This is a genomic window from Vibrio sp. 10N.261.45.E2 (genome assembly GCF_002875705.1).
Lineage (GTDB): Bacteria > Pseudomonadota > Gammaproteobacteria > Enterobacterales > Vibrionaceae > Vibrio.
The window spans coordinates 1-22,603 of record NZ_MCZZ01000080.1 but is presented as its reverse complement, the minus strand read 5'-3'; the positions used below and the strand labels follow the sequence as shown (position 1 = coordinate 22,603).

At 43.4% G+C, this 22,603-nt stretch carries 19 protein-coding genes; 11 read left to right on the top strand and 8 right to left on the bottom strand.

Annotation, left to right across the window (positions count from 1 at the left end):
* Nucleotides 1-100 precede the first annotated feature (100 nt).
* On the bottom strand, nucleotides 101-745 hold the full coding sequence (locus tag BCT34_RS04215) for an outer membrane beta-barrel protein (RefSeq protein ID WP_076652917.1): 645 nt from the start codon (nucleotides 743-745) through the stop codon (nucleotides 101-103).
* A gap of 150 nt (nucleotides 746-895) precedes the next feature.
* Between BCT34_RS04215 and BCT34_RS04210 the strand changes: the two genes are divergently transcribed.
* Together BCT34_RS04210 and BCT34_RS04205 are read left to right on the top strand one after the other, a co-directional pair.
* Nucleotides 896-2,785 carry a putative nucleotidyltransferase substrate binding domain-containing protein gene (locus BCT34_RS04210; RefSeq protein WP_076652914.1) on the top strand — a complete coding sequence of 630 codons (1,890 nt, stop codon included), beginning with the start codon at nucleotides 896-898 and terminating at the stop codon, nucleotides 2,783-2,785.
* A 5-nt stretch (nucleotides 2,786-2,790) separates the two neighbouring features.
* On the top strand, nucleotides 2,791-3,507 hold the full coding sequence (locus tag BCT34_RS04205; RefSeq protein WP_076652912.1) for a 3'-5' exonuclease: 717 nt from the start codon (nucleotides 2,791-2,793) through the stop codon (nucleotides 3,505-3,507).
* Between the two features lie 90 nt (nucleotides 3,508-3,597).
* On the opposite strand, the gene BCT34_RS04200 is transcribed toward BCT34_RS04205, so the two are convergent.
* The 5 genes from BCT34_RS04200 to BCT34_RS04180 form a co-directional block, all read right to left on the bottom strand.
* Complete coding sequence (locus tag BCT34_RS04200) at nucleotides 3,598-4,290, bottom strand: MOSC domain-containing protein (protein WP_076652910.1); 693 nt, start codon at nucleotides 4,288-4,290, stop codon at nucleotides 3,598-3,600.
* A gap of 148 nt (nucleotides 4,291-4,438) precedes the next feature.
* Complete coding sequence (locus tag BCT34_RS04195; RefSeq protein ID WP_076652908.1) at nucleotides 4,439-6,328, bottom strand: GGDEF domain-containing protein; 1,890 nt, start codon at nucleotides 6,326-6,328, stop codon at nucleotides 4,439-4,441.
* 20 nt (nucleotides 6,329-6,348) lie between these two features.
* The gene (locus BCT34_RS04190; protein WP_083702793.1) at nucleotides 6,349-7,473 is read right to left on the bottom strand and encodes an extracellular solute-binding protein; all 1,125 of its coding nucleotides are present in this window, start codon (nucleotides 7,471-7,473) and stop codon (nucleotides 6,349-6,351) included.
* 377 nt (nucleotides 7,474-7,850) lie between these two features.
* Nucleotides 7,851-8,945, bottom strand: coding sequence for a 3-phosphoserine/phosphohydroxythreonine transaminase (gene serC / locus BCT34_RS04185; RefSeq protein ID WP_076652904.1), 1,095 nt, complete (start codon nucleotides 8,943-8,945; stop codon nucleotides 7,851-7,853).
* A gap of 164 nt (nucleotides 8,946-9,109) precedes the next feature.
* Nucleotides 9,110-10,372 carry a DUF945 family protein gene (locus tag BCT34_RS04180; RefSeq protein WP_076652902.1) on the bottom strand — a complete coding sequence of 421 codons (1,263 nt, stop codon included), beginning with the start codon at nucleotides 10,370-10,372 and terminating at the stop codon, nucleotides 9,110-9,112.
* 183 nt (nucleotides 10,373-10,555) lie between these two features.
* Between BCT34_RS04180 and BCT34_RS04175 the strand changes: the two genes are divergently transcribed.
* From BCT34_RS04175 to BCT34_RS04165, 3 genes are all read left to right on the top strand, one after another.
* On the top strand, nucleotides 10,556-12,499 hold the full coding sequence (locus BCT34_RS04175) for an ATP-binding protein (protein ID WP_076652900.1): 1,944 nt from the start codon (nucleotides 10,556-10,558) through the stop codon (nucleotides 12,497-12,499).
* Complete coding sequence (locus BCT34_RS04170) at nucleotides 12,492-12,989, top strand: response regulator (protein ID WP_076652898.1); 498 nt, start codon at nucleotides 12,492-12,494, stop codon at nucleotides 12,987-12,989. Before BCT34_RS04175 ends, BCT34_RS04170 begins: the two co-directional genes overlap by 8 nt.
* Before the next feature lie 287 nt (nucleotides 12,990-13,276).
* Nucleotides 13,277-13,819: a hypothetical protein gene (locus tag BCT34_RS04165; protein WP_017065409.1), complete on the top strand. Its 543-nt coding sequence runs from the start codon at nucleotides 13,277-13,279 to the stop codon at nucleotides 13,817-13,819.
* Nucleotides 13,820-13,950: 131 nt separating this feature from the next.
* Here BCT34_RS04165 and BCT34_RS04160 read toward each other — a convergent pair whose 3' ends face one another.
* Nucleotides 13,951-14,532 (bottom strand): TfoX/Sxy family DNA transformation protein, encoded by a 582-nt coding sequence (locus BCT34_RS04160; protein ID WP_076652895.1) that lies wholly within the window; start codon nucleotides 14,530-14,532, stop codon nucleotides 13,951-13,953.
* A 358-nt stretch (nucleotides 14,533-14,890) separates the two neighbouring features.
* Between BCT34_RS04160 and BCT34_RS04155 the strand changes: the two genes are divergently transcribed.
* From BCT34_RS04155 to BCT34_RS04135, 5 genes are all read left to right on the top strand, one after another.
* Nucleotides 14,891-15,811 (top strand): HDOD domain-containing protein, encoded by a 921-nt coding sequence (locus tag BCT34_RS04155; RefSeq protein WP_076652893.1) that lies wholly within the window; start codon nucleotides 14,891-14,893, stop codon nucleotides 15,809-15,811.
* 54 nt (nucleotides 15,812-15,865) lie between these two features.
* Complete coding sequence (locus BCT34_RS04150) at nucleotides 15,866-16,771, top strand: lysine exporter LysO family protein (RefSeq protein WP_076652890.1); 906 nt, start codon at nucleotides 15,866-15,868, stop codon at nucleotides 16,769-16,771.
* 174 nt (nucleotides 16,772-16,945) lie between these two features.
* On the top strand, nucleotides 16,946-17,473 hold the full coding sequence (locus tag BCT34_RS04145) for a hypothetical protein (protein WP_017065407.1): 528 nt from the start codon (nucleotides 16,946-16,948) through the stop codon (nucleotides 17,471-17,473).
* A 118-nt stretch (nucleotides 17,474-17,591) separates the two neighbouring features.
* Nucleotides 17,592-19,235, top strand: a complete 1,644-nt coding sequence (gene panP / locus BCT34_RS04140) for a pyridoxal-dependent aspartate 1-decarboxylase PanP (protein ID WP_076652888.1) — start codon at nucleotides 17,592-17,594, stop codon at nucleotides 19,233-19,235.
* 359 nt (nucleotides 19,236-19,594) lie between these two features.
* Nucleotides 19,595-20,449 (top strand): MurR/RpiR family transcriptional regulator, encoded by an 855-nt coding sequence (locus BCT34_RS04135; RefSeq protein WP_004734686.1) that lies wholly within the window; start codon nucleotides 19,595-19,597, stop codon nucleotides 20,447-20,449.
* A 73-nt stretch (nucleotides 20,450-20,522) separates the two neighbouring features.
* Here BCT34_RS04135 and BCT34_RS04130 read toward each other — a convergent pair whose 3' ends face one another.
* Nucleotides 20,523-21,815: an iron-containing alcohol dehydrogenase gene (locus BCT34_RS04130; RefSeq protein ID WP_076652885.1), complete on the bottom strand. Its 1,293-nt coding sequence runs from the start codon at nucleotides 21,813-21,815 to the stop codon at nucleotides 20,523-20,525.
* A 406-nt stretch (nucleotides 21,816-22,221) separates the two neighbouring features.
* Between BCT34_RS04130 and BCT34_RS04125 the strand changes: the two genes are divergently transcribed.
* On the top strand, nucleotides 22,222-22,485 hold the full coding sequence (locus BCT34_RS04125; RefSeq protein WP_009847069.1) for a GrxA family glutaredoxin: 264 nt from the start codon (nucleotides 22,222-22,224) through the stop codon (nucleotides 22,483-22,485).
* The last annotated feature ends 118 nt before the right edge of the window (nucleotides 22,486-22,603 follow it).

The window sequence follows — 22,603 nt, the reverse complement described above, 5'->3', positions numbered from 1 at the left end:
CGAAATCTGCACTTGCACTTGCAGACCAATAGATATGCAAAAGCCAGCGATTAAGCTGGCTTTTTTGCGTCTCGACTTTCAGATTTAGATGCTTGAGAAGTTAGTATTCTAGGAAAAACTCAACACCTAATTCATTGGTTCTTTCACTCACACCCGTACTGCCTTCACCATCTCGATGCTGGTATGAACCACCAATCGCAAACTTGTTGGTCACTAAATAACGCAGGCCTAAGTGATAAATCTCTTCATCAAACAGATCACTGCGATTGAGTTGCACACTACCATTAGCGATCCAACGTTTGGCAAACCCATAATTTAGTTCAGCTTTTACGCCTTGAACAAATTCGGTGTCCGACTCTAATGTCTCATTGGTTCCATTAAGCTCTATCTCGCCCTTGGTGACACCGAGCAGATAAGAAGCCACAATGTCCAAGTCTTTCTTAATGCTATAACGATAGCCTGCGCCCGCCATTAACGTATCAATTCGAGTGGTGCTCTCATCTGGATGAATAAAGCGCGCACTATAGTCACCTAACAACAACCAATCATCAGTTATGGTGTAACTAACCCCAAGTCCGAATGACGATGCGTTGTTATTACCACCCGCATCTTCATTTAAACTGCCCGAATGCGCCGTGGCATAAACATGGTCATAATCAAGAATATCCACCGCGTTAGTGTCCGCCCACAAACTTGGAGAAAACATAACAACCGCAGATACAAAACTAAGCTTCCACTTCGACATTCCTATCATCCTTAAACTGTCACTCCATTTACTGAAAGGTTAGTCTATCCATAAGACTTTAAAAAGGTTTTAGCTCACAGATTGATTTGTGACGGCAAAATATTATCAAATGTTGTACCATGAAATCATACAAACCAATGGATGATCATTATGGATGCTGAGTTATTAGAGATTCAAAACTTTCTGGCACAATACCCCCCTTTCACAGAGCTCCCTGAGGAGATGTTGGCGAAAGTGACCAGTAGCGTGGAAATTTCTTATTACCGCCAAGATACCCCTATCATTCACTTTGGTGATCAAATTCATGACCTGTACATGGTTCGAAGTGGCGAAGTTGAAGTCTATCGTCGTAAAGGCGAACTCTATAACCGCCTTGATGAAGGCCACTTGTTCGGTCAAATGGGTCTTCTGACCAACAACAAGGTGCGTTTCCCAGTTAAAGCGACGGAAGACACCCTGCTCTACTGCATTCCTGAGCCAATATTCCAAGAACTCTACGACAACTACGACTCCTTTGCCGACTTCGTAGAAGTAGAAGATAACGCGCGACTACGCCAAGCCAACTCTGACAGTAACGATGCTAACGACTTAACGACGTCTAAGGTAAAAACGCTGCTGACCAGTGAAGCGCCAATGATCGAAAAGACGCGCACGATTCAGCAAGCTGCGACCATGATGGCGCAAGATAATGTTTCGTCTTTGCTAATCATCGACCCTGATATCGTTGAAGATGATGAAGATGACTCAACTCCGGTGATCGGCATCATCACCGACCGTGACCTTTGTACTCGCGTTCTTGCCGAAGGCCTTGATCCATCGGATGAAGTTTCTAGCGTAATGACCGCTGAGGTTATCTCACTCGATCACAATGCCTATGTATACGAAGCTATGATGACCATGCTTCGCTACAACGTGCATCACCTACCAGTGCTAAAAGATAAAAAACCTATCGGCATTATCGAAGCGACCGATATTGTTCGCTACGAGTCTCAAAACTCGCTATTACTAGTAAGTAGCATCTTCCAACAACAAAGTATTGAAGATCTGAAGGTACTCTCCGAGCAAGTGAAAGACAGCTTTGTACGTTTGGTTAACGAAGATGCCAACGCCCACATGGTGGGTACGGCAATGTCGGTAATTGGTCGCAGCTTCAAACAGCGTATTATCGAGTTAGGTGAAGAGAAGTTAGGTAAATCACCCATTCCATACTGCTTCCTTGCGCTAGGCTCTATGGGGCGTGACGAGCAACTACTGGTTACCGACCAAGATAACGCCATCATTCTTGATGACACCTACGACGAGACAAAACACGGCAAGTACTTTGAAGAGCTATCAACCTTCATCTGTGACGGCTTAGACCAGTGTGGTTATGTGTATTGTACAGGTGACATCATGGCGACGAACCCAACTTGGCGCATGACACGCCGACAATGGGAAGAGTGCTTTGCTGATTGGATTGATGATCCAAACCCGAAAGCCCTGTTGAACGCTTCTATCTTCTTTGACTTAGATGGCGTCTATGGTCGATTAAAATGGGCTGAGCAACTAAACAGTTTCATTGTGAGACGCGCGCGTAAGAACAACCGTTTCTTAGCGTGTCTTGCTCGTAACGCCCTAAACCGTACTCCGCCACTGGGCTTCTTCAAAGATTTCGTGATGGAGAAAGATGGCCGCCACAACAACTCAATCAACCTCAAGCGTCGTGGTACTGCGCCATTGGCCGATTTGATTCGTGTTCACTCATTAGCTGTCGGTTCTCGTTCAAAGAACTCATTCGAACGTTTGGATGACATTATTGATGCGGGCATTCTGCCAAAAGGTAGAGCTCAAGACTTGAAAGATGCGATGGAGTTTATCTCTCTGGTTCGTATTCGCCACCAAGCGCACGATGTCGATAACAATATCGAGCCTGATAACAACATCGAGCCAGAGAACCTATCTGACTTCGAGCGACGTAACCTAAAGGATGCATTCCAAATATTAAGTAATGCGCAAAACTTCCTTAAGTTCCGTTATCAAGCCAGCAATAAGTTTAAGTAGGGCCTATGAACAAACTATTCAGATCACCTGCGGTCGATTGGCCATTTAAGTTTGCTCAGAAGCTAGAACGAGCGAGGGACGAGCGCTTGAAGCACTTTTATAGCCAGCCTCTTCCTGCGCCAGATACGCCAATTTCAAAAGTGATGTTCTTAGCGGTCGACTTCGAAACAACGGGATTAAACCCAAACAAAGACGGCATCATTACCATTGGCCTAGTTCCTTTTACGCTCAATCGTATTTACTTACGACAAGCTAAACATTGGACTCTGAGACCAAAGCAGAAGCTAGAAGAAGAGTCTGTCGTGATTCACGGCATCACTCACAATGACATTATTGACGCGCCAGACCTGAGCGAAGTATTAGACGAAATACTACAAGCAATGGCGGGGCATATTCCGGTGGTTCACTATCGTCGTATCGAGCGTGATTTCTTGGATAATGCATTGAAAGTACGACTCGGTGAAGGTATTGAGTTCCCAGTCCTCGACACGCTCGAGATTGAATCTCAGATCCAAAACAAATTGGCGGGCGGGTTGTGGAATAAGCTAAAAGGTAAGAAGCCAGCATCAGTGAGACTAGGACAAAGCCGTCGTCGCTACCACCTACCCGACTACACGCCGCATCATGCATTAACTGACGCTATTGCGACCGCAGAGCTACTCCAAGCGCAGATTGCCCATCACTTTGACTCTGAGATGCCTCTGAAGAGTTTCTGGCTCTAATTGGCATTCAACACATACGTTGAACAAAACGTCTAAACACAAAGCCCACTATTTCTAATGAGTGGGCTTTATCATTTTTATCGTCTGTTTTTATTGTGCTGTCGGTCCAACTAGTCGCATTTCCCAGTCTTCAACTTCACCCGTTTCTAGGCGACGCGCAACGAGTGCCCCCCAAGATTCGACCAAAGGAAGCTCTGCCATCTGACTTAACAGATCTTTATCTAAATTACCCGTGAAAACAGCGCCCATGATGCGTGCGAGCGACCAATCTGGATAAGGTCTTTCACATAAAATAATCTCGTCACCCGCGCCAATATTGCCCTCTTCTAAGACACGAAAGTACCAACCTGTTCGAAGGGTGTCTTGTAGCCTTTTTGCCATGTCGTTTTGTTCGAATCGCACGTTGAGCTTCCAACAAGGCATGCGTCCTTGTGAAACTTCCAGCAATGTGGAACCAATCCGAATCTTGTCTTTTAAACAGATAGTCGACTCAGTAACGCCGCTTGAACTTAAGTTCTCACCAAATGCGCCCGCAGTTTGAAAGATCACTTTGCTGCCCAAATCTTTTTCCCAAACTGGGTAGTGTTCACTTGGGTAGATATGAAGTGCTTTTTGAATGCCACCATGAAAACGAGGGTCGCCTTGTTCATCGTGAGTAAAGCCAAGCTCTGTGGCGTGTTGACGCTCAGATAAAACCTGTTTGTCGATGGCACTCTGTGTACCATGTGCAAAGGCAACGGTTTTACCTACCAATACGCTGTTGATTACACCTAACTTCTTCATATCCCTTCCTTATTGCTGGAAACTTTATTACTGAATAACACATTTGCTGAATTTCGTGAAATAAGGCGATATCACCCTTGGCTTAATTCACTACTACGAGCATGGTAACCTAGCAAGCCAGTGTGGGATATAAGGATAACTAACAATGTTACTTCCCTACCATAGACAAAGTTTGGTAGTAACTACGTTTTTTCTGGTACATATTTTCATCAGCGACCGTGAACAATTGCTCAACGTCTGTTGATTCACTAGAAGCGACACCTATAGAGAACCTGACCGGAACAGAGATACCCATTTTAGTCTCGATGTTCTGCTGCTCTTGGGCAATGTACAGCTGCTCAGCCATCTCTACGACGTTGAGGGAATTCGACTCACCCGACGTTAAGGTAAGCACCGCAAATTCATCACCACCCAAACGATATAGATTACTAGCAGGTGTCAATTCGTGGCGGATCACGTCTACACAGCGTTGTATCAGCTCATCCCCAACTTCATGTCCGTGAACATCATTCGTCGTTTTTAAACCGTTGATATCAATAATGAGTAAAGAAAGCTGATGTAGATTGTGGTTCATCTTTCGTTTGCTAAATTCAAGATCTTCATTGAAAGCTTTTCGATTCAAACAGCCAGTGGGCATGTTGATCCGCGTGATATTTTCGAGTTCTATCCAACCTGCTAACTGTTTTTGGTACAAGTCAAAAATCAAAAGATCTTCTTCACTGAGCAAATCAAATGAACTTGAACAAAAATAGCCAATTGCCAATCCCTGTGAATCACAGAGTATCAAGTCAGCTTCACTAGTCTGGTTAAAATGAAACTGAATCGCATGTTGAGCAAGCAAGGTCTTTAACTCTTGCTCGACCATTTGAGGGATCAACCGATATTCAGCCGTCTGTCTCGATGATGCAAACTGCACTATCTTCAAAATTCGATGTTTTTGAGACTCTTCACGCGCCAACGAATACGTCAGCTTGCTGGTTTTCTCTTCAACTAAGTCCTCGAGCTGAATATTAAATCTTTCAAGTTTATCGTTGCTCTCGGTCAGCTCGCGGACTTGGTGCTGTATGCGACCCCACATCGCTTCCAATAAACGACTCAGTGTAGAGAACTCTGTAAAGCGATGTTCATCCACACTATGAACAGGTGATTGGTTATGCGAATACGACTGAACAGATTCAGTAAGTAGATTCAGCTGTCCTGAGAACCAACGGCTTAGGAATAGAGCAAACACAATTGCGATGGCAAGCGTCGCCATCAAGATTCTGACAAAGACAACCTGTGCTTGTTGCATCTCTAGTAGGCGTGCGTTGTCAGAAATATGATGTTTGACGTTCAGCACTAACTTGTCGGTAAAAAGTTTGCTGTCGATAGAAATAAGATTGGCACTTTGTTCAGAAGATTGCTTTTCATTCGAATCAACATAGTTGAACTCAACCGACTCATTTTGGTACAGGAAAGGCGTTACTTTAGTGTTAAGCCTGTCATACCCCATTAGAACGACAAGATAGCCCTGTGGCGTATATGTGGAGCCTTCAATCAAACGATAAGGTAAGACCGGCGCGACAAATGCGATCCCCGTAGTCGCATCATCTGCTAACTCAGTCTCGGTAAACTCGGTATGGAACAATTTTCCTTGCCCATAAACCGATTGGGTACGCTTCAACTTTTCTAGTAACTGGCTTTGCTCAAAGTGGTACAAACTGCCTTTGCTGTCATAAATGGGCTTCCAGTTTTTATCCAGAATATAAGTCGCGGACACACTCTCCGCCAGCGCATTGAAGTTATCCATCTTGTCCCAAACGACACTCGAGAAAAAGATGTTACCACCCGCTTTAATCAATGAGCGATCTTGCGAATACCATTGGGTTAGGTTCGCTGTTAATTTGATTTGCTCTTGTACAGTTTGACGAATACCCGTCGTAGAATTGTCTAGCTTGGTCTCTTTTTGCTCTAAAGAGCTTTGATTTTGTTTATTGAGGATCAACTGCCCCGCGAGGTAAACAGGGAGCATTGAACATGCCAACAACACCAAGCCCATAGTGTACTTTAAGGATAACTTCAATCACTTACCCTCATATTCGCCGAGTAGTATTGAACAAAATCATTGTAAAACTGATGCAGTTCACTCTTTGGCATCCCTGACTTGTAACGCTGATACGCCCTCGCTGACGCCTCCCAAACGATCGCCATCATGTAATCACTCGACATCATTTGCGATGCTTGAAACTCATCGTACATATTTGAAAAGGTTTGGTTACCTTCTTCAACACGGCGTTGGTTAACCTCATAAAACGGCGAAACCATGGCATTAGAATGGGCTAAATAGGTGAAGCTGTTTGATTGCAGATATTGAATCACCTCTTTCAACGCTAATTTTTTAGCTGGGTTTTGCATGCCTTTTTCTGTAACAGCAAAAATCTTAGCACCACTAAATGAAGACATACTTTCCCCACGGTAAGTAGGCAACGGATTAATGTATAAGTCTTGACCAAAAGCGGCATCAAGCTCGCTAAAAGCCCAGTCGCCATCAATCAAAAAATCGACTTCCCCATTGATAAATCCTTGCCTCGCACAAGTGTCACTGCACGATGGTTCGATGACTTTTTTCTGCTGCAACATGTCGATGAAATCAAAAATGGCAACTAACCCTTCACCGTTAATATTCTGCGACGATAATAGGTCTTCAGAAAAAAGCTGATAGAACGCTAAATAGAAATACATATTTGGATTGGGGAAAAGCACACTTATTTGATTAGATTGAGCAGAGCGTTCAATCAAGCTCTCCCATGTTACGGCTTTCGTTTGAGGCTTTCTCGAATACAAAACGACCTGGTTTCCAATACCAACAGGTAACGCCTTAAGCTCACCATTGATGACCACCGCATCGAGTGCTTTTTTCTCATATCGTTGGGTGTCGACCCAGGCATCTGGAAGCGTCGCTAATTCGATGTATTCAGTAAGACCCAAGAAGTCAGAAGGAACCCAAATGGCATCGGGAAAGGTATTGTCTCTAGGATCAGCGACAAGGAGTTCAGAACGAATACTGTTGACGTCAAATGAACGAATTTCCACGCGATGGTCAGTCATCGTTTCGATATGTTCTTTTACATAATCGGCCGTTTCATAATTAATACCAGCCCATATCTCAAGCGTGGACGAACAAGCAACAGCTGGAAATAACATCGCAAATAGACTCAATAACCTCACGCTTTGTTCCTTGTGGTAAAAATTAGACGTTTGCCTTTATCCCCCATCAATAACCGGATCGTTTACGGCATATCGCTCGCTAGACATAACTTAGAGGCTCAGCTTTGGGCGACACCTTATATAGTAAAAAGCGGCTAAAAGACAGTTGATACTCTCGCTTAAAGAGAACAGTTTGCTCATTCCGATACATCCGTCATATCTCTGAACGACTGTTCTTACAACAAATCAACATATCATACCCTTTATTATTAACGACAAAAAAAATGCCGCAAAAGCGGCATTTATCTCGTTCTGTGCATTCGACACAATAAAAATTCAAATAAGCTATTTATCGGTCAAAGCCCCGTCATTCATTAAGCGTATTTCTCTTCGAAATCTTTCATGAAGGTTACAAGAGCTTGAACGCCTTCTAGAGACATTGCGTTGTAAAGTGAAGCTCTCATTCCACCCACAGCTCTATGACCTTTCAGTGATTTCAGACCTGCGGCATCAGCCAACTCTAAGAACTTACCATCGAGTTCAGGTATAGCCAGTTGGAACGGCACGTTCATTCTAGAACGGTTTGCAGTGTGAACATCGTTCTTGTAGAAAGCTGAGCTATCAATTGCATCGTAAAGTAACGCTGCTTTCTCTTTATTCACCAATTCCATCGCTTCAACACCACCTTGAGCTTTCAGCCACTTGAACACAAGGCCCGATAGGTACCAAGCGTACGTTGGTGGCGTGTTGAACATTGAGTCTTTTTCAGCCAGTACTTTGTAATTAAGAATGCTCGGCAACACGTCGTTTGCGAGTTCTAGTAGATCATCACGTACGATAGCAATGCAGATACCTGCCGGACCGATGTTCTTTTGCGCGCCCGCGTAGATAACACCGTACTGAGACACATCGATCTTACGAGACAGAATGTTAGATGACATATCCGCAACGATTGGCTTGTCCGTTTGAGGAAGCTCACTGATTTCAATACCATCGATGGTTTCGTTTGGACAGAAATGTACATACGCCGCTTCTGGATCGATTTTCCAATCTTTAGCTGGAACAACCGCTGCTTTGCCATCAATTGACGTCTTCGCGTTGAATACATCGATTTCGCAATATTTACTCGCTTCAGTCACTGCGCTTTCTGCCCAGTAACCTGCATCAATGTAAGTCGCTTTCGTCGCGTCACCTAGAAGGTTTAGAGGAACAGCAGCGAATTGAGCACGAGCGCCCCCCTGACAGAAAAGAACTTTGTAGTTGTCTGGGATGTTCAGAAGATCACGCAGGTCCTGCTCGGACTCGTCAGCAACTTGAATAAATTCCTTGCTGCGATGGCTGATTTCCATCACGGAAGTCCCTAAACCATTCCAATCAATAAAGTCCGCTTGCGCTTGTTTCATCACTGGTTTAGGCAGTGCAGCTGGGCCAGCACTGAAGTTGAATACGTTATCTAATGTAAGTTCCATGGGGATGATTGCTCCTGCTAAATAATAACTATGCAAGTAATACCATGTTTTACCCAACATAAAAACAACAAAAGAGGTCTTAAGGCCTCTTTTGTTTTGTACCGTATAAAATGTTTAAGCTTAACCGTCTCAATCACCCTATCCAGTATTCAATCCTGTTCTGTTTATTGAACAAAAACAGGCATAAGTAGGGTAATTAATGGAATTTCTTGTCCATTTTCGAACACTAGGTTTCCATTTTCTAAGTCAGCACTGATTTCATAACCACTTTCTGTTTGCTTGATCATTTCCATCACAAGTAACTCATCGATACCTTCACGGATGAATGGGTATTCCTCAACAAGCTCATTTGAGAAGCTAGAGTGAAGGTTACCCGTTAATGCAGGCATGATCATTGAAGGGTTGCTGCTGATGTTGTCTGTTCCTTCCGGTACGCTCATCAACCATTTAGATTCGAACTGACCTTTGCCAAGCTCTAGCGACATATTGTTCATTGAAAGATCGAACCCTTTAGCAAACAGGATATCGATAAATGGAATGATCTCTGCAACGTCTTCTTGCGACAACACTGGATTAGATTGGTAAATTTCGAAGATTTTCTCGAATGATTCGCTATCCAACTTCGATATTTCAAAATCAACATTTAGGTTGTTCAGCTGGCCTTCACTGGTCTCGATATTTGCGATATCCAGTTTAAGGTTGCTGCGCAGACGCTTAGTTGCTTCATCTAAGTGCGATTCAAAATCGTACTTTGAGTTTTCAATGGTCATGAATGGCTGCATTGCAGAATCTGAAACCAAGAAGCTATCGATAGTAAAGTTTTGCGTGCCTAACCAGTAGCCTTTCGCTTGTTGGCCTGAACCCACACCTTTCAAGTTCGACAGCGTTACCTCTTCACCAGTTTCGAAATCCATTTGAACTGAAGGAATTGAAAGCTCGTAATCAACCTGCCCTAAAACGGTCGCATGACCAGAAAGGTTCGATTTAGTGATGGATACCGAAGTTCCATTCTCATCAGAACCTTGATGATTGAACTGGCTTAATTCGAAGTTGAAGTCAGTGTTGCCATTTAACTCAGTGCTAGTCGTCAGAGTTAGGGGCAGAATATCGGTATTTTCAAACGTCGACAGTGCATTTAGGCTCACCAAACCATGGCTAACCGCACTGTTAATGACAAACTCACTCGGTAATCCATCAATTGCAAGTTGCTCTTTCAGGTTTTCATCCGTCACAGTTACGCGAGTAGTGACATTGGAAGACAGATAGCCTCTATCGTATTCTACGATCTCAGCTTGAATGCTCGAATTGTTAAGCTTTGCAACGCCATCAGTAATCGCATTTTGTCCGATCTGCCCTACCGCTAACGGCCAACAAAGTGCCAATGAGATTGCTCCGCCAATTGCACCAATTTTTCTTAACTGTTCCATGAGTTCTCTTTCTACACGAGTCGATTTTTTTTAGTCTAACCCATCAGTAGCAAACAAGAAACATTGAGTTAAATCAGTCTATTGCTCGATACTTCGATTGCCTCAATAAATTAACGGCTAGCTCTCATCCTTATTTGGCAGTTCTTGCTAGGCTAGAAGCGTCGCTACTATTAAGGTTGAGCTGTGAATCAATACGCTGTTATCTGCTTGGACAATAATCCGGTTAGCATTGAAAGAATACGTTCGGAGCTGGCTCCGTTGGCTTCTGTATTCGATATTTATACTGCCGAGAACATAGAAGACGCGCATCACGCATTAGAAGATATCCATGATCACCACCAAACTGTTGCCTTGGTGATCACTCATCATCATTCCGAATTTAATGGCGTGCAATTTCTGATTGAACTTGAACAGCTGCCCCATAGTAATACCGCTAGAACGATATTAGTCAGCGCTTCGTCAGACATTCAGTCCATTCTTACCGCAGTCAATGAAGGCAGGCTCAATCACTGCCTGACCAAGCCGATTCAAGATCAGGTTCTGTTCAAGTCAGCGCAAAAAGAGTTAACGTCTTTTGTTATCCAATACGACTCAGAGAACCTGTTGTCTTACAGTCATGCTTTGGATCAACAGCGCCTACTCAGGGCGCACATTGAACAAAAGATTCACTCTTTCCAATCGGGTTTCATTCACGACTACCACCAGCTATCTGATAATGCCCTCGCTGAACGTGTCGTCAATGCCTTACAAGATGTGTTTTCGAAAGATGATAAAACCAAGGCCATTCGTGATTACTCTCCCGAACATCTGCTCACAGTAGAAGGCGAAGACAATCGCTTTTTATGGCTGATCATTGAAGGGGAAGCGGCTCTTTATAAGAAAGATGAACTTGGGCAACAACGAGAAGTTGTGCGCCACTCCAAAGGGAACATTGTCGGCGGGATGTCATTTGTGACGGGCGAGCCTTCGTTTTCTACCGCGATAACCCTAACGCAAACACGCGTCATCAAACTGGATAAAGATAGCTTTGCTCAGGTGATGCACTCAAACAACACTCTGCTGCCGCTATTTACCAACCTATTGCTCCGTCACTTTAATCGACGCTTGCAACGCAGCATCACCAATAAAATCAAGCTTCAGCAAACATTAGAGTCATTAGAATCTGCGCACCAACAACTGATTGAGAAAGAGAAGATGGCAATGCTGGGGCAGCTTGTGGCAGGTGTCGCACATGAGCTTAATAATCCGATTGCAGCCATATTGAGAAGCATCGAAACCTTGTCTGAACATCTCGACCAGATACTCGAAAACTCGTCACTTCCAGAATCGAATAAAGGGACAGACGTACTCGCCCATTCAAAATTAGCCAAGCCACTATCTACAGCCCAAGAAAGACAACTCGTAAAACATCTCACCTCAACCATTGACGATCGAGCGCTAGCCAAAAAAGCTGTCAGACTAAACCTAAACCAAGACTCTACGGTTCTCAACACATTGAAAGAGTCCCCTGTCGCAGGCAAAGAGCTGCTCAATGACTTAGAGCATTATCACTATGTTGGAAACTCTATCCGCTCAATTCAAGTATGCAGCAAGCGTATTGCCGACATGGTTAAAAGTCTAAAAAGCTATGCCCGCGAAGATGAAGAAGTTCGCCACTACACAGATATCCATGAAGGGCTTGAAGATACCTTAGTGATCTTTGAAAACAGGCTTAAGCATCACCAACTCGAAAAGCATTACGACACAGACTTACCGCCTTTATTGTGTCAGTCGCTCTCGCTGCAACAGGTGTGGACGAACCTTATCTCCAATGCGCTCGATGCCCTTTCTGAACGAGGAAGGATCTCCATCACCACCTCTCAACACACAAAAGGTGACGACACGTTTCTTGTGGTGCAAGTATCCGATACTGGCCACGGCATTGCCAAAGAAGACATTAACACCATTTTCAACCCAAATTTCACAACCAAAAAAGAAGGCAACTTTGGTTTAGGGATTGGGTTATCCATTTCTCAACAAATCGTTTCGGCTCATCAAGGGTTTATTTTGGTGGAGTCAGAGGTAGGCAGTCATACAAACATGCAAGTGTGGCTTCCATTCAAACAAGAAGGAGCACCTCATGAATAAGTACCTAATTTTATGTGTCGATGATGAACCTGAAGTTCTCAATAGTGTCCTTCAGGACTTGGCGATATTTGAAGAGAACTTTCTTGTAGAAGGGGCTGAGTCGGTCGATGAAGCCAAGCAAGTAATCAAAGAAATGGGACAAGATGGTATTAAGCTCGCGTTAATCTTGTGCGATCACATCATGCCAGAAAAGACCGGCATCGATTTTCTGATCGAACTCAACCAACACGACGCGACTAAACCAAGCCGCAAGCTGCTGCTCACCGGACAAGCTGGGCTGGAAGATACAGTAACAGCAATTAATCACGCTGCGCTTGATTTCTATATTTCAAAACCTTGGCAAGGCGACCAATTGAGAGACACGATTACTCAACAATTGACTGACTATGTCATCGCCAACGACAAGCAATTGCTTAACTGGACTTCGATCTTGGATACTGAGCGCATACTGACTTCCATGGCGGATAAACGCACCAGTTTTGGTGAATAGCACTAATTGGTAATAGATACTGAGAAAAGCGGCATCCGATATAAGAACTGTCCGAATACATATAAATTTTGGATAATTCGCTTGTCTATTTTTCTGATTCGCCCTAAAACATGAGATCTCCGTTACAGACTGATCCTTAATTTGCTTGTTTTTTAACTAAATGACCAATGATTTACATTTTAAAGGATTACTTTTCCGTGAGTTAGATTAAACTGTCCCAATGTTTATGGTTTGCCGATTTGTCTCAAACCAAAAGGAATTAACACTAATATAGGTTTACGGTCGTTATGCGCAAAATTCTACTTACTACCGCTATGCTATTGGCTTCTGGTCAAGCACTAGCTGTTGATGAACAACCACAGGTAATGAGCAACTTTAACTATGATTACTTTGAAGCACGTATCGGTGCTAGCCCAGTAACATTTGGTGGTGCGTTCAGTAAGTCAATTCACCCGAACGCTCACGCTATAGCACGTATCGATTCAGAATTTGAAAGCGATTACGACTCAGCTGTAGGTCTAGGTTTCCACGCTCCGTTAAACAACTGGGCAGACCTAACAGGTGAAATGCTAGCTCGTATCGTTCAGCCTGAGAACTCAAGCTCTACTGATATCGGTATGGAAATCAACATTGGTGTTCGTCAATGGCTTGGTCCCCAACTAGAAGTGGGTGGTAAAGGTGGTTACGTTTCTATCGATGACAACGATGATTGGACAGGTTCTGTTTACGCGCGTTTCCACTCTACAGAGCTTTTCTCTCTAGGCGCTGAAGCTCGTATTAACGACTTCTACGGTGACCAACTGATGTTCACTGCTCGCTTCAAGTACTAACACTTAAAGTCGAACTCGCTCGTAACGAGCACTTAGCCTCTCAAACTTGCTAAGACAGAAACAAAAAAACCGAGGACATTCCTCGGTTTTTATTTATTAACAGTAATCTTAAGCATATAAGGCAAACTTCTTTAGTGGCAGCTCTTTAGTAATTGCTGCTTGCGTGGCTCTTGTAACAGTTTCCAATGGATACCATCAATTGCACCTGCAAATTTCCAAAGTAGTTTTAGGTCAACATCATTTCCGTAAGCTTCACGAACCTTATTAAATACTTCAGGCGCGCCCAACTGCATAAAGGTTGAAACATCATCCACACCCGCCTTTTTAACCATACGCTCTAATGTAAGCTGCATGTTTGGTAGATCTCTTAATCTACGGCTAGCTGATGACTTCTTAAAGCTACGTTGCTGAATTGAATTATCGATTGAAGTACGAATAATGCTATCCAATTCAGGATGTTCGCATGTAAACAAGTCAGTAATATCGTAGTAATTAACGGTAGCTGTTGTCTGTTTTTTTACATGACGATACTTTTCACAATCAAGATCGGTCAGTTTTTTATCTAATGACTTTCCACCTCTAATGAATAAACAACCTTCACTCAATAAAGCGAACATAGCGTCATTTTGAAAGAGGCCAATACCTCCGAACATAGAACGTTTTTGATGCTCACCAAATTGATTCACGTAATTAATAAATGCTGTCTCGGTCATATCCGTTGATCCTTAATCAAATTACCCCGATTAGGTTGATCACCAGACAAGCAGCTTGTTATGCGAAAAATTTTAAATCTATTTTGTTATTCTATAGGTGAATATTATGGTTTCGTTTTTCACCTTTAAATAAATCATACTTCGAAAAGAAAAATAAGTCTGGACTTAGTTCACATCAATCAATTGAGTATTCTGGTTTTTCATGATTGACGTCACAGTAAACTATCAAACCATGCTTGAATTTGGACACCTAGTGATACACCGGTTCAAATTATTAAAGGTTATGTAGACGGGTGAGTATTGCCTCGCAGCATTGTGGCTTGTAAAATGGCAGGACCGACCTGTTTTTACTTTTTATATGAATCATTTATCGTTTTTCTGGCTACCACAAAATAAGGCTCTTCTCTTAAAGGGCCTAGAATCAGAGTTTGCCCAACTTGTTGGACATTCTATCTCAGCGGGAAAAATAACACTTCCTCCTATCCCCAATGTTGTACTGAAGATTCAAACGCTTTGTACCCTCGAATCAACTGGGATTGCTGAAGTTGCCGAGTGCTTACTCGAAGATCCAGGCCTCACAGCTATCGTCATTCGTGTGGCTAACTCCGTCGTCTTCAACCGACGCAATATTACTTGTGTTGACATTATGACGGCGGTATCACGCCTTGGCATATTGCGAGTGCGTGACATAGTGACAGCTCAAGCTATTGAGCAACTCAAACACTCAGTAAACCTCAGTAAAGAGTGTAATAAGTTATTGGTTCAAAGCGCTTCTATATCCAAAGAGCTTGGCGCCACTATGGTACTGGTGACCAATGGCTTCAAAGAACTCTCCCCTATTGAATACCGTTACCTCGAACATGAAAAATCACTGCTTGTTGGATTACTGGCTGATATCGGTTTGTTCTGTTTGGTTAGCGAATACCATCTCTACCTCGAAAATGGCAATTACCTAGATCACGACATTGCTCTACAAATCTTCCAAGGCCAATGTTCTGCTACCAGTAAATTGGTACTTAATCGTTGGGGCTTTGACAGCGACTTTATTGATGTGTGCAGCAATACCATCAATAACCACGAGAAACGTGAAGTCTCTTACTTGGATATCGCTCGAATCGCAAACCACCTGCTGATGTTCAGAAACAAGGATGAGAACATCGATGATCACGAAGTGGAACTTAACGTGACTGGTGCAGAGGTGCTTTATACGTTAAGCAACTTGAGCAAACATGATTTTAATGCAAAGCTAAGCGACGTGATCAATACTAGCGGCTTCTAAGTCACTGTTAAATTACAAGTAAATGTAATATGAAGTAAATGCAACGGGGAAAGCATGTTTACAGGGATGATCTTTATATTTGCGCCACTCGTCGTGGGGTATCTTTTTGCAATTTCGAACGCTCAAACGCTAGAATTTATCAACCGATCGACTTCACGTCTGATCTACGTGATTCTGGCGTTAATGGGACTAAGCTTAGCCGCACTTGATAATCTAGGCAGTAACCTGCAGACAATCCTTCTTTATACCATCACTTTCTTTGTCTGCTTGAGCGTTTGTAACCTAATGGCACTGCCTGCCATTGATAAGTTATTGCCACTCAAAACCGACAGTAGCAACAAGAAACTTCCCCTCTCTTCTATGGCGATGGAATCTGCCAAACTTATCTTAGTGGTAGGTTCAGGGCTCATCGCTGGCTTAGTGCTGCCAATTGGTCTTGATTGGGTTGATACCGCAAGCGAATGGATTCTGTTTGTTCTTCTATTCTTTATCGGTATTCAACTGCGTAATAGCGGACTCACGCTTCGCCAGATCTTACTCAATAAGCACGGCATGGTTATCGCAGTCACGATTATCATCACCTCTATGTTAGGTGGTGTGATCGCCGCTTATATCCTTGATATCCCTCTGTTTAAAGCCTTGGCAATGTCTTCTGGGTTTGGTTGGTACTCTCTGGCTGGTATCTTGATGGGTGACGCCTTTGGTCCTGTCTATGGCGGCGCATCTTTCATGCTTGAACTGTTAAGAGAATTAGTTGCCTTGGTACTAATTCCAGTGCTGATCCGCAGTTACCCATGCACCTCTATTGGCTATGCTGGCGCGACTGCAATGGACTTTACCTTGCCTGTGATTCAAACGACAGGTGGCGTGCGTTGTGTGCCTATCGCGATTGTTAGTGGCTTTATCTTAAGTCTACTCGTGCCTATTTTGATGTTGTTCTTTGTATCTCTTGCTAACTAGATCGCAGGAATAGCGTTTGTTTTAGATTAGAATGCAACTCGAATACCAATGCCCAAGACACCGATACAGTTACCGAAATAAAAAGGCACTAAGTGTCATTGCTCAACAAATAACGGTCACGGTAACCTGTAACGACAAAGTTATAAAAAGAATAAACTTACAAAAGGAACCACTATGAAACGCCTTTGCGTCGCATTACTGCTAGCTTCAACTTCTACTTTCTCTTTTGCAGCAGATTCAATGTCTGAGACAAACCAGTGCCAAGCAAAAAAATATGATGCGTACATCGACGCTTCTTTGAATTGGTATGCCGACCTTGCTGCATTAACTTCTGAGCAATATCCAGAGCTAACAGAGGTCAGTGAGTGGTTCCTAGAAGGACGCAAGCACCACTTTGAGCTTAACCGCGCAGCGGTAAACTACTACCTTGTAAACGATTCAAGTAAAGTGGCTACAGAGCAACCGGTAGAAGGTTGGTTGCAACTAGAGCAACACGATATCAAAACACTATCAACACGTGATGATGAGCTTGGCAAAATCGCGAAAACAACCTTCGACGACCGCCAATCAACGCCTCACGCTCAAAACTACGAACTACGCTCTGCCTTTGCAGAACTGCTGAGTCACCCTAAGCAAATCGACTCAGCACTGCAGCGTTACAACCAGTCGATTAGTAAACTGGAAGCGATTAAGTGTAAATAACCCTTGGTTTAATGCGCTTTTATGAGAAGTTGGATTTCATAATTAAGACGGGACATTGTTCCCGTTTTCGTTTAGATTGTCCCGCTCGCGTCAATATTAAAAAAATAACTCGCTTGCTATGGTTACGGAACAAAAAACAGCAGATGTTAGCTTCGACAGTCTTCTACGTATCTTTACAGTACCTGAAGGCCCAGATTCAACACTCACTCAAATTGAAGACAAACTTTCACGAAACCTGAATCAATTCTTACGTGAACATATTGTGGCTGAAGAAAAGCCGCTGCGTGAAATTGAGAAAGATTTTTCAAATGCTCATATCCCAGAGCAGCCTGAGTTTGTTTCTGAACATACTGAGCATCTCCTCGATTCTCTTGTGTCTCATTCGGTTCACACGTCTTCGCCAAGTTTTATTGGCCACATGACCTCTGCTTTGCCGTACTTCCTGATGCCGCTTTCTAAAATCATGATTGCGTTAAATCAGAATCTAGTAAAAATTGAGACCTCAAAAGCTTTCACTCCCCTAGAACGTCAAGTTCTGGGCATGTTACATCGCCTGATTTATCAAGATAGCGACCAGTTTTATTCTCGTTGGATGCACAGTGCAAACCACTCTTTAGGTGCGTTTTGTTCTGGTGGTACCATCGCGAACATTACTGCACTTTGGGTTGCACGTAACAATGCACTAAAAGCAAAAGGTTCGTTCAAAGGTGTGGAAAAAGAAGGCTTGTTTAAAGCTATGAAGCACTACGACTACGAAGGCCTCGCCATCTTAGTCTCTGAACGTGGTCACTACTCTCTTAAGAAAGCCGCAGATGTGCTTGGTATTGGTCAAGAAGGTTTGGTATCGGTTAAGACGGATAACGACAACCGCATTTGCACTGACGATCTAAGACTTAAGATTGAACAACTTAAGCAGAACAAGATTAAGCCTTTCGCCGTGATCGGCGTGGCTGGCACAACCGAAACTGGCAACATCGACCCACTTAAAGATATTGCTGAGGTGTGCGCCGAATCAGATTGTCACTTCCATGTGGATGCGGCTTGGGGCGGTGCGACTCTGATGTCTAACAATCATCGTCACCTACTTGATGGTATTGAGCTAGCTGATTCAGTCACGATTGACGCGCATAAACAGCTTTACATCCCTATGGGTGCGGGCATGGTTCTGTTCAAGAAGCCAGATGCGATGACAGCGATTGAACATCACGCTCAATACATCCTTCGTAAGGGATCAAAAGATTTAGGCAGCCATACATTAGAGGGTTCTCGTTCAGGCATGGCAATGCTAGTTTATGCTGCGATGCACATCATTAGCCGCCCTGGATACGAACTGCTAATCGACCAAAGCATCAACAAAGCACGCTACTTTGCAGACCTAATTAAAGAGCAGAATGACTTCGAACTCGTTTCTGAGCCTGAACTTTGCCTACTGACATATCGCTATGTGCCGGAGTCTGTCAAAGCAGCACTGCTTAAAGCTGAGGCGACCGAGCGTGGCGAGTTGAATGAGTTACTCAATGAGCTCACTAAGTTTATTCAGAAGAAGCAGCGTGAAACAGGTAAGTCTTTCGTGTCGCGTACGCGCTTAAATCCTGAAACGTGGGCACATCAGCCAATCATCGTCTTCCGCGTGGTACTAGCAAACCCACTAACAGGCAATGACATTCTTTCATCAATGCTTGAAGAACAACGTGAGATCTCTAAACTAGCACCAAACTTGATGGGCAAAATCAACAAACTGGTTACGCAAATCAACGCATAGTCATTCAATTTTAGTTGCATCAAATTGAAAATTTCTTTCTTTTTGATGTAACTAAGCTGTCAGTTCATACTCGTTTTGCATTCTTTTTGCTCAAACCCTCTTCCAATTCTGTACTTTTCTAAAATTTTGTTGAGGTTTGTCATATTCTTAAGCATTCATGCCGTGTTTTTGTATTAGTAAATAGTATGTTGGGTTTATACTGACTCTATGGTGCTAGTTAGCTTGATATCTATTTGACGCAGCAGTATTTACGAGACCAAATATACATTTGGCTTTGTGTTTACTGATATTTGCTTCAGCCATACCCCCTGGAAAAAGATATTAACTAGCAAGTTGTTCTCTATACCCTTGTGAACACTATGAATACATTAGAAAAAATACAAAAAAACCTGGAAAATTTCAGCAAGTCTGAGCGTAAGGTAGCCGAAGTAATTATGGCTTCCCCTCAAACTGCAATTCATTCTAGCATTGCTACCTTAGCGAAAATGGCTGACGTGAGTGAGCCTACAGTTAACCGCTTCTGTCGTCGATTAGACACAAAGGGCTTCCCTGACTTCAAACTTCACCTAGCTCAAAGCTTGGCGAACGGCACACCTTATGTGAACCGTAATGTTGAAGAAGATGATGGTCCAGATGCTTACACGCATAAGATTTTCGAATCAACTATGGCTTGTCTAGACGTTGCTAAAAACAGCCTAGATGCGATGCAAGTAAACCGTGCGGTTGACTTGTTGACTCAAGCAAAACGCATTTCGTTCTTCGGACTGGGTGCCTCTTCTGCTGTCGCCAAAGATGCTCAAAACAAGTTTATTCGTTTTAATATCCCAATCACATGTTTCGAAGACATCGTGATGCAACGAATGAGCTGCATTAACTGCAGTGATAACGACGTTATTGTTCTTATCTCTCATACTGGCCGCACTAAAAGCCAAGTTGAGATTGCAAACTTAGCGCGTGAAAACGGTGCAACCGTTATTGCTATCACAGCAAAAGATTCTCCATTGGATAAAGCGAGTTCGCTGTCTATCTCATTGGATGTTCCCGAAGACACTGACGTTTACATGCCAATGGCAAGCCGCGTTGTTCAAATGACGGTTATCGATGTGTTAGCGACAGGCTTTACGCTACGTCGTGGTTCTGGTTTCCGCGAAAATCTAAAACGTGTGAAAGAGTCACTGCGTGATTCTCGCTACGAGAAATATTCTCAGTTCTAAACTAACTGTAGATTCATTGTAAAAACGGAGCCTTATGGCTCCGTTTTTGTTTTAACTGTGCTTGTTCGCCGTTTTAGATTGTCCAGCTATTGCCCTTCTCCACCACGCTATTCTCTGAGGCATAAGAGTTAATAATGGTGAAACTCGACTCAGCAGCGGGCTCTTGCCCAATTGGATTGATCGAAATAGTCTCATGATCCCTCTCTCCACAACTGCACTTCTCGCAAACCTGCTTAAGAATATGTACTAGCCTCTCTTGGTTCAACGGTAAAGGGTTTCCTTTAATCGCTACTGACTTGAGGGCATCGGCAGACACCTCATCAAACTGGGCTTCACAAACACCAAACTCCAGCAAGTTGGGTAACTTAAGCGTATCTAGCACTTCAGATAACCAAGCAATTGCGTCTTCTTCTTTTGCTTCTACCTTGCCAGTCACTATCTGAGCGATTCGCTGATAACGCGCTAGAATGTCGCTTCTTTGCTGCTCTTTCGCGACTGCTATGTTCTCTAACATCACAAATGGCGCTAGGCGCGCGCTAATCACACTGTGAGGCGCGGAGATCTTGCCACCTAATGCAGAGGCTAAGCCATGAGCCGCACCAAGCTTGGCATTTGTTATCGCCATGCCACCAAGCATAGAAGCGAAAGCGAGATCAGAACGCGCTTGAGGCTCATCATAAACGCACGCTTTAACCACCGAGCAACTCAACTTACGCAGCCCCTCCTCACAAATCATATCGGTTAACGGGTTTGGTTCACCACACACATAGGCTTCCATTAGATGAGTAAAGGCATCCATCGCGCCTCGTCCAGATAGGTACAGACTTGTCCCATGAGTTAAGGTTGGGTCAACAATCGCAACATCAGCCAACATATCTGGGCTTCTAAGGCTGATTTTTACTTGGTCTTGCCCAGACTTCAGAACCGCATTTTTGGTCACTTCTGCACCAGTGCTCGCAGTAGTTGGAATAGCGATAAACGGGAGAGGTTTGGTTTTTAGAGGAACATTACGTCCGACGACTTCAACATAATCATACAAGTTACCTTGATTAGGTAAAACCGCGGCTAACGCTTTGCCCATATCAATCGCACTGCCGCCGCCCATAGCAACGACCATATCGGGCTTAAACCGTCGTGCAGAGATCGCCGCCTCTTCAACCATTTTGATATTAGGTTCGCCGGAAACGGCAATGTGCTGATGACGCATACTCTGTGCATCGAGATAATCAGTAACAATTGAGGTGCGTTCTAATGTATTACCAGTAACCAATAGCACGCTGTAACCGTATTGATTAAAGAGAGACAATGAAGCAGACAGTGCTCCATCACCAAAGATGATCTTTGTAGATGTCATAAATTGAAACATGGTGCCTCCTGCGCCTATGACTGAACAAAACTGCGAACTCTTGGTTGTTGTAATTTAGCCTTTATGTCGTGCATCAGTATTAAGATGCCTCGTTCTGTATGCGCTTTTTTTGACGAGGTGCAACTTGTCGCATTAAAGATGGATTAAAGTCTTATTCTTAGGGGTAATTCACACTCTTAAACTAAGGGTAATCAATCTAGATACCCATCAGAAATCAGCATGGATCTTTTTTGTGACTATTATTTGCTCTGATAGACAAAACCTATTGTATTAAGAGGTAATTCCATCTTTATTTCCCCATGGCATTGAGGCATAGTTGGTTTTAAGAAATTTTGAGTGGCATTCACTAAAGAATAGTTAACATAATAGAGTTAACGAGCCTCATTCCGTATTTAGGAGAAATTAAATGTTTGTAGTTATTTTTGGTCGCCCTGCTTGCCCATTCTGTGTTCGTGCAAAAGAGCATGCTGAAACTCTTAAAGCTAAACGTGATGACTTCAACTACCGTTACGTTGACATCCACGCTGAAGGCATCAGCAAAGCTGACCTAGAGAAGACTGTTGGTAAGCCTGTAGACACAGTGCCACAAATCTTCATCGACCAAGACCACATCGGCGGCTGCACAGAATTTGAAGCATACGCAAAAGAAAACCTAGGTCTTTTCGACTAAGCTAGGATTTCTCAAACGAGAATCGAGGCTAAAGCCTTAAACAGCTGACTAATTGAAACGTTAGACTGTACGATTTATAGAAAGCCCGCTCAATGTAGTTAATGCCGTTCGGATAAGC